This window comes from Roseovarius sp. MBR-6 (assembly GCF_040547525.1).
Classification (GTDB): Bacteria; Pseudomonadota; Alphaproteobacteria; order Rhodobacterales; family Rhodobacteraceae; genus Roseovarius.
This window is the reverse complement of record NZ_JBEPPW010000046.1, coordinates 1-6,479: the sequence shown is the minus strand read 5'-3', so window position 1 is coordinate 6,479 and position 6,479 is coordinate 1. Positions and strand designations below refer to the sequence as shown.

The 6,479-nt window shown below is 62.3% G+C and carries 5 protein-coding genes and 2 pseudogenes; 4 read left to right on the top strand and 3 right to left on the bottom strand.

Annotated elements, in window-relative coordinates; all coding sequences use genetic code 11:
- Positions 1-97 precede the first annotated feature (97 nt).
- A complete protein-coding gene (locus ABIE57_RS20120; protein ID WP_454283829.1) occupies positions 98-637 on the top strand; it encodes a DUF6088 family protein in 540 nt (179 codons plus the stop codon).
- A gap of 116 nt (positions 638-753) precedes the next feature.
- On the opposite strand, the gene ABIE57_RS20115 is transcribed toward ABIE57_RS20120, so the two are convergent.
- The 3 genes from ABIE57_RS20115 to ABIE57_RS20105 all read right to left on the bottom strand — a co-directional run bounded on the left by ABIE57_RS20115 (position 754) and on the right by ABIE57_RS20105 (position 3,140).
- On the bottom strand, positions 754-1,671 hold the full coding sequence (locus tag ABIE57_RS20115) for a nucleotidyl transferase AbiEii/AbiGii toxin family protein (protein ID WP_354540818.1): 918 nt from the start codon (positions 1,669-1,671) through the stop codon (positions 754-756).
- A complete protein-coding gene (locus ABIE57_RS20110) occupies positions 1,661-2,482 on the bottom strand; it encodes a type IV toxin-antitoxin system AbiEi family antitoxin domain-containing protein (RefSeq protein WP_354540817.1) in 822 nt (273 codons plus the stop codon). Before ABIE57_RS20110 ends, ABIE57_RS20115 begins: the two co-directional genes overlap by 11 nt.
- Before the next feature lie 364 nt (positions 2,483-2,846).
- On the bottom strand, positions 2,847-3,140 hold the full coding sequence (locus ABIE57_RS20105) for a hypothetical protein (protein ID WP_354540816.1): 294 nt from the start codon (positions 3,138-3,140) through the stop codon (positions 2,847-2,849).
- 175 nt (positions 3,141-3,315) lie between these two features.
- On the opposite strand from ABIE57_RS20105, the pseudogene ABIE57_RS20100 reads away from it, so the two are divergent.
- From ABIE57_RS20100 to ABIE57_RS20090, 3 genes and pseudogenes are all read left to right on the top strand, one after another.
- Positions 3,316-5,355: pseudogene (locus ABIE57_RS20100) on the top strand (strawberry notch-like NTP hydrolase domain-containing protein); the annotation flags it as partial.
- Positions 5,356-5,411: 56 nt separating this feature from the next.
- Positions 5,412-5,696 (top strand): annotated as a pseudogene (locus ABIE57_RS20095) (YihY/virulence factor BrkB family protein); the annotation flags it as partial.
- A gap of 36 nt (positions 5,697-5,732) precedes the next feature.
- Positions 5,733-6,452: a DUF5765 domain-containing protein gene (locus tag ABIE57_RS20090; protein ID WP_502950144.1), complete on the top strand. Its 720-nt coding sequence runs from the start codon at positions 5,733-5,735 to the stop codon at positions 6,450-6,452.
- Positions 6,453-6,479 lie beyond the last annotated feature (27 nt).

Here is a 6,479-nt window from a genome sequence, read left to right as displayed (position 1 = left end):
GTGGGCGGATCCCCCGGAATCGGTGGGCGGATAAAATCGGAACGCGTGGGCGCATCAAATCGGAATCGGTGGGCGCATCACCCCGGAATACGCAGGGGTGCCCTTGGCAGCGAAGGGGCTCCTGCACCTCGGCTCGCGCGCGGCGGTCGATCAGACGCTGTCGCGTCTGGCCACGCGCGGCGAGTTGATCCGTGCAGGACGCGGCATCTACCTGCGTCCTGTCCAGACACGCTTTGGTCCGCGCAGTCCGTCCGCTGAACAGGCGATTGAAGCGCTCGCTGTGCAGCGGGGCGAGACGATCGTGCCGAGCGGTGCTGCCGCCGCAAACGCTCTGGGCCTGACCACGCAGGTGCCGGTCAAGTCGGTTTACCTCACCTCCGGGCGAAGCCGTATGCTGAACCTTGGCCAGCAAGCGGTCGAACTGCGACATGCGCCGCGCTGGCAGTTGGCCCTTGGCAACAAGACCTCCGGCCAGGTTGTTCGGGCTCTTGCCTGGCTCGGGCCGGATAAGGCTCCCAAGGCCCTGCAAATCCTGCGATCCAAGCTCGCGGACACGGCAAAGACCGAACTCGTGTCCGCCGCGCCGCAGTTCCCGACTTGGCTGGCACGATTGGTTGGAGAGATAGTCCACGGCTGAGGCGTCAGTGCACCTGAGCGCTTTGCCTGGTGCCTATCCTGAGGCGGGAGGCAAATTCAAGACAGTCGACCCAGGGGGCCAATGCTCACCTGCCTCGCGACGGTGCGGTGCATGGCTCAGCCCAGAAGCTTCAGCAGGGCGTCTCGCTGCGCGGCGTGCTTTATGGGGTTGTCGCGCTTCAGCTTGTTCAGGTTGAGGAGTTTCCACTGCACGGCTGGCAGGTGTACCGCCTGCAACCGGTCGATGGCCGCAAAGTCCGGCTCCCCGTCTTGAAGTGTCAGAAGGAACTGCCTCGCATTGTTATCGAGTCGCGATTGCACATCGGTGATCAATCTCAGGCGCGTTGCCAGAAGCGTGTCGAGGGGGACCGTTGTTCTGGTCATACCCTCGAACTCCCGCGCGTAGGGTTGCCCGAGATCGATCAGGTTCGGATCGAGCAGCTCATGCGCCGGGCGCGGCGAACTGGCGACATAGATCAGGAAGGTCTGGAAGAGGTCCTGTGTCAGGCCCTCGTTTTCGTAAAGGAGCGTGACGTCATAGAGATCCCGGGGATGCTGCCGGTCCAGGGCAGCGTGCAGCTTGCCAGCGAACAGGTCTTCGAACGAGACGATCTGCATTTCGGCATAGCCATAGGCATCCTCGACAGCGGCCGAGACGGTCCGGACCTCCGGGTCGTGGACGACGCCACGGGTGACGGGCGAGGTTTCGATCTTGATTTCGGCATGCCCGAGGCGCGCCAGCAACCGTGTCGCTCCGCCGCCGCCGCCTTGGATGCGCTGAGATTTCGCGCCGCGGATACCGGTTTCGATGGCAGCCGCGATGCGATCCATCGCGGCATTGATCTCGTCCAGGCTCTCGGCGCGTTCCTTGATTGGCAGGTAAGTCAGGTCGATGTCGACCGACAACCGCGGCAGGTCCCGGTAAAAGAGGTTGATCGCCGTCCCACCTTTGAGCGCGAAGACGCTTTCGCCCGCGACATGAGGCAGGGCGCGCACCAGGAGCGCAACTTGGGCTTCGTAGGTCTCACGCGCCACTGTCAGCCTCCGGTTTCACGAAATCATCCGGCACCATGATCCGATAGCGCGGGTGGATCTTGCCACCTCGAACCAAGGCTCGATCGCCGCTGCCGAGGTCGAATGCCTGCGGGTCGATCCGTTTGCGCCAGGGATGGTCGTGGCGGTCAGCGAAAACGAAGAACAGGCGCTTGACCTTGATCTTTCGGCAGGACTGCAGGAGGTCTGACAGCAGTCTTGGGCGAAGGGTCGTCAGGCTCTCGAAGACCATGTCGAGCGTGTGGAAGCTTTCATGGTCAGGCAGTTCGTCCATGGCCTCCAGAATAGCGCGCTCCGGCGTCGACATCGTGAGACCCCAGTCCCATGGCTGGCCGGTCGTTTTGCCCTCGATCAAGCCCAGTTTCGGATCGGTAAACAAGGATCGGGGGCGGGTTCTGATCTGGGCATCCATCGGCAGTTTCGCCAGCCAATTGGGGATACTGTCCCCATAGACCCAGACTGGAGCGCTTTCGCCGAGGCGCAGATAATGGGCATGCCCCTGTTCGCCGAGCGACGTGGTGCTGCCGACATGCAGGTCATGACCCATGATATGCTGCGTGGAGAGGATGCAGGTCTTCCAGTCGATGCTGTTCGATGTCGGCGTGGCAGCGGTGCCGGGGAGGGGGCGGCGGAAGACGCCTCGGGTGATGCGGTCGAGCCAGCCGCGCTTCACATAGTCACGGAAGCTCTCATAGGCGATGCCTTGGGAGACGAGCCATGCGGCATCGACCAGGTACCCGGCGGGCACGGCATCGAGCAGTTTCTTCAGATTCTGTGACCTTGCAGCGTCCATGATACCTAAAGTAACTGATTTTCAAAGATACGGCTATGGTTTTCTTTGATGAGGATACTTTTCCAGCGTTATGGACGCTCCAATATCACGATTCCCAAAGAACTGAGGAGATAGCCCCAAGTGGAGGAAGATCTGAAGACGCTGGGTCGAGAGACGACTACGACTTGCGGTGGTTGCCGAAGGCCGATGTGGGCACCTCCCGGCGTCCAGCCAGGCCCAGGTCTTGGTCCTTCGGACAGGAGTTTGACCGAGGCTGATGTCCCGAAGGGCTAATCTGCTGACCTATAGGTTGGCAAATACGCTCGGTTTGCCAAGCCACGGTGTGGCAGAAGCTCCGGAAGGCCGGAGCCAGCCGGTGCCGGGCTCACTTGTTCCCGTCGATCCACTTCGACATCAGCCCCTTGTCGCGGAAACATTCATCCGGCACGGCACGGCGCTTGATGCGGGCGAGGCGCTCGGCAAAGGCGACCTGCTTTGACGTCGGGCGGCAGTCCTGCGTGCCCGGCTTCAGCTTGGCTTGTGCGTCGATCCAGGCGCTCAGGGACCGCCGATCTTGCTGAATCTCCGACGGCAAAAGTGTCTGGTTGCGCAGGGCCAGCGCGCGCGCATAGGCGATCTGCTTTGGCGTCGCGGGCAGGGCGTAAGTGGTGCTTTCCATCGGGGGTCTCCCTTCTTAGCGTCGTTCTTAAATAGAACATAACAGGAACAAAAACAAGCCACCTGCGGAAATCATGGGGTTTGAGAGGAAGAGGAGGGCCGGGGGAGGTCAGGCCTGAGGGTGACTGAGAGAGCGCGTCCGGGCCTGATCCTGTTCCTCATTCCGGAGTTTCCCGATGACCCATCTCGCCCATTTTGCGACCGAGCGCGCACTTGCGCCTGTTGTCCCCATCCCGTCCCTCGATACGGCCGCTGCGATCTTGAGGGTGGCCGAGGCGCTGCAGACTGATCTGGCGCAAGGATTCCAGATCGACGCGCTGCGCCTGCGCCTTGAGATGGAGCGCGCCTTTGGCGGCTCTGATGCGACCGGCGCCTGGGACTGGAAGCTGGCCTATGAAGCAGGCGAGGCAGCGCTGGTCTTGTTCCTGCGGAAATTCGGCCGCGCGCTGTTGGCGCGGGCGGGCTCGCCCGCAGCGCTGCTGCCGATCCTTGCCAAGGTGTCCGGCCTTTTGCCGACCCATACGCGGCGGTCGGAGGAGATGGAGCGGTTCCAGCAGTTCTCGACGCCGCTGCCCATGGGGCTGGCCGCAATGGCTGCAGCGCAGATCACCGCGCGCGATCTGGTGCTGGAGCCATCGGCTGGGACGGGCCTTCTGGCGGTCCTCGCGGAAATCGCGGGCGGCAGTCTCGCGCTGAACGAGTTGGCCGACACCCGTGCCGACCTTCTGCGCCGCCTGTTTCCGGGACGTCTGGTCACGGGCTTCGACGCGGCGCAGATCGACGATTATCTCGACGCGGGGCTGCGCCCGAGCGTCATCCTGATGAACCCGCCCTTCTCGGCGGTGGCCAATGTCGACGCCCGCACCACCGAGGCGACAGCCCGGCATCTGCGCTCGGCGCTTGCGCGTCTGACCCCCGGCGGACGGTTGGTCGCCATCACCGGTGCCAGTTTCGCACCCGATTCCCCGGCTTGGGCCGAAACCTTTGGCCGCCTGATCGAGACGGCGCATCTGGTCTTTACAGGTGCCGTATCCGGTGCCGCGTTTGCCAAGCACGGCACCAGCTTTGAGACGCGGATTTCGGTCTTCGACAAATGCCGCGGTGGCGAGGCGGGCGGCATCACCGCCGATCTGGCGCGCCCGATATCGCCTGATGTCGCCAGCCTGCTGTCGCTGATCACTGCCCACGTCCCCCCGCGCCTCGCGCTGGACGCCCGAAGCCCTAGAGCGCACGTCCCCCCTTCCCCCTTCCCAGGAAATCTTGCCCGCACCACGCGCGCAGCCATCAGCTCGTCGCGTGCCACGCCTGCAACAGCCCCCACCAACACCGCCGTGCAGGTCGAGGCCGCCGACCTCGCTTACAGCCTGCGCGATGCAACCGAGGACGATACCAGCGCGCGCCTGTCGGATGCCATTTACGAGACCTTCCGCCTGCAGGCGATCGACATCCCCGGAGCGGAACCGCACCCGACCAAGCTTGTGCAATCGGCGGCCATGGCGTCTGTTGCGCCCCCGAAACCCAACTACCGGCCCAAGCTTCCAGCCGCCATCCTGCGCGATGGCCGTCTGTCCGACGCGCAGCTTGAGACCGTGATCTACGCGGGCGAGGCGCATGGCGCGTATCTCGCGGGGTCTTGGACTGTCGATGAAACCGGCGACATGGTCTCGGCCGCGCCGGACGATGCCGCTGACGCCGTCCGTTTCCGCCGCGGTTTCTTTCTTGGCGACGGCACCGGGGCGGGCAAGGGCCGCCAGTCGGCTGGGATTGTGCTCGACAACTGGGCTCAAGGTCGGCGCAAGGCGCTCTGGATCTCGAAGAGCGACAAGCTTCTCGAGGACGCTCAGCGCGACTGGTCTGCCCTTGGCCAGGAGCGGCTGCTGGTCACGCCGCTGTCGCGTTTTGCACAAGGCCGCGACATCCCGCTCTCCGAGGGCATTCTGTTCACCACCTATGCCACGCTGCGCTCTGAGGAGCGGGGCGCAAAAAAGTCCCGCGTCGACCAGATCGTCGACTGGCTCGGGGCTGATTTCGACGGGGTGATCTTGTTTGACGAAAGCCATGCCATGGCCAACGCCGCCGGATCAAAGGGCGAGCGCGGCGATGTCACGGCCTCGCAGCAGGGCAGGGCGGGCCTGCGCCTGCAGCATAAGCTGCCCAATGCCCGCGTGGTCTATGTTTCGGCCACCGGCGCAACCTCGGTGCACAACCTCGCCTATCCGTTCTCTATCGTTTTGCACCTTCGCGCCACACACCGGAATGGCAATGGACGTCGGTCGGCGCGGTTGTGGGATGCCTCGTCTGGATCGCGGCATCGGCGGGCTTTGCGTTCTTTGTCAGCAATTTCAGTTACTACAACCAGAGCTTCGGCGCCCTGGTTGGCGTGGTCGTGCTGCTCATGTGGTTCTGGATTTCTGCCTACATTATTCTCATGGGGGCGGAATTGAATGCCGAACTCGTGGCGCAGGCCCGTGCCGACACCAGCGCCGGGTGCGACAAGGCGATTTGCACGCGGGACGCCGAAAAAGCAGAAAAGCCGGTTACGGCGGCGGACACATGACAGTCCAATCATTTTTAATATCAAGAGAGAGATTTTATGTGCTGGAGCGGTGAAGCATCGGTTGTACTGGCAGCTGTGGGTATGACCACCACCGCTTATGCCGCCTACAAGAAAGAACCGGCACCGTTGTGGATGGCCTTGGGCTATTTCTCATCAATGGAGCTTTTGCAGGCCTTTACCTACTCGGTCATTGATGAATGCGCGCTGCCCTCAAATCAAATCGCCACCCTGCTGAGCTATTTGCACATCGTGTTCCAGCCCTTCTTCATCAACATGATTTCCATGTACTTCATACCGAATGCCGTACGCGAGAAAATTCAGTGGCCGGTTTACACAGTCTGCTTTGCTTCGGCGATCATTATGCTGCTACAGCTATATCCGTTTGAATGGGCAGGGTCATGTGCACTGGGAGAGGTCATGTGTGCTGAGCGCCTATGTTCAGTGTCAGGAGACTGGCACATCGCTTGGGACGTGCCGACGAACGGTATGCTGAACTTCATAACCGTCGATTCATGGGCATCCTTCCTGACCGCGTATCCCAGTTATTTCGTCGCGGCATTCTTGATGCCGCTCATATATGGCTCCTGGCGACTGACGGTGTACCATTTCCTGATCGGTCCTCGATTGGCCATGTTGCTGACGAGCAACCCCAATGAAGTGGCCGCCATCTGGTGCCTGTTGTCGATAGGTGCTCCATCCCGGATGATCACGTTTCTCCTCGGCGATCCGCCCTCTTCATGGCAAGATCGGTCCTGAGAGACATTTGGACGGAGGCGCGGACAT

Bases quoted from the DNA above. Each gene is read 5' to 3' on its own strand.
- ABIE57_RS20105 (WP_354540816.1), bottom strand. From the start codon at position 3,140: ATGGAAAGCACCACTTACGCCCTGCCCGCGACGCCAAAGCAGATCGCC.
- ABIE57_RS20110 (WP_354540817.1), bottom strand. From the start codon at position 2,482: ATGGACGCTGCAAGGTCACAGAATCTGAAGAAACTGCTCGATGCCGTG.
- ABIE57_RS20090 (WP_502950144.1), top strand. From the start codon at position 5,733: ATGTGCTGGAGCGGTGAAGCATCGGTTGTACTGGCAGCTGTGGGTATG.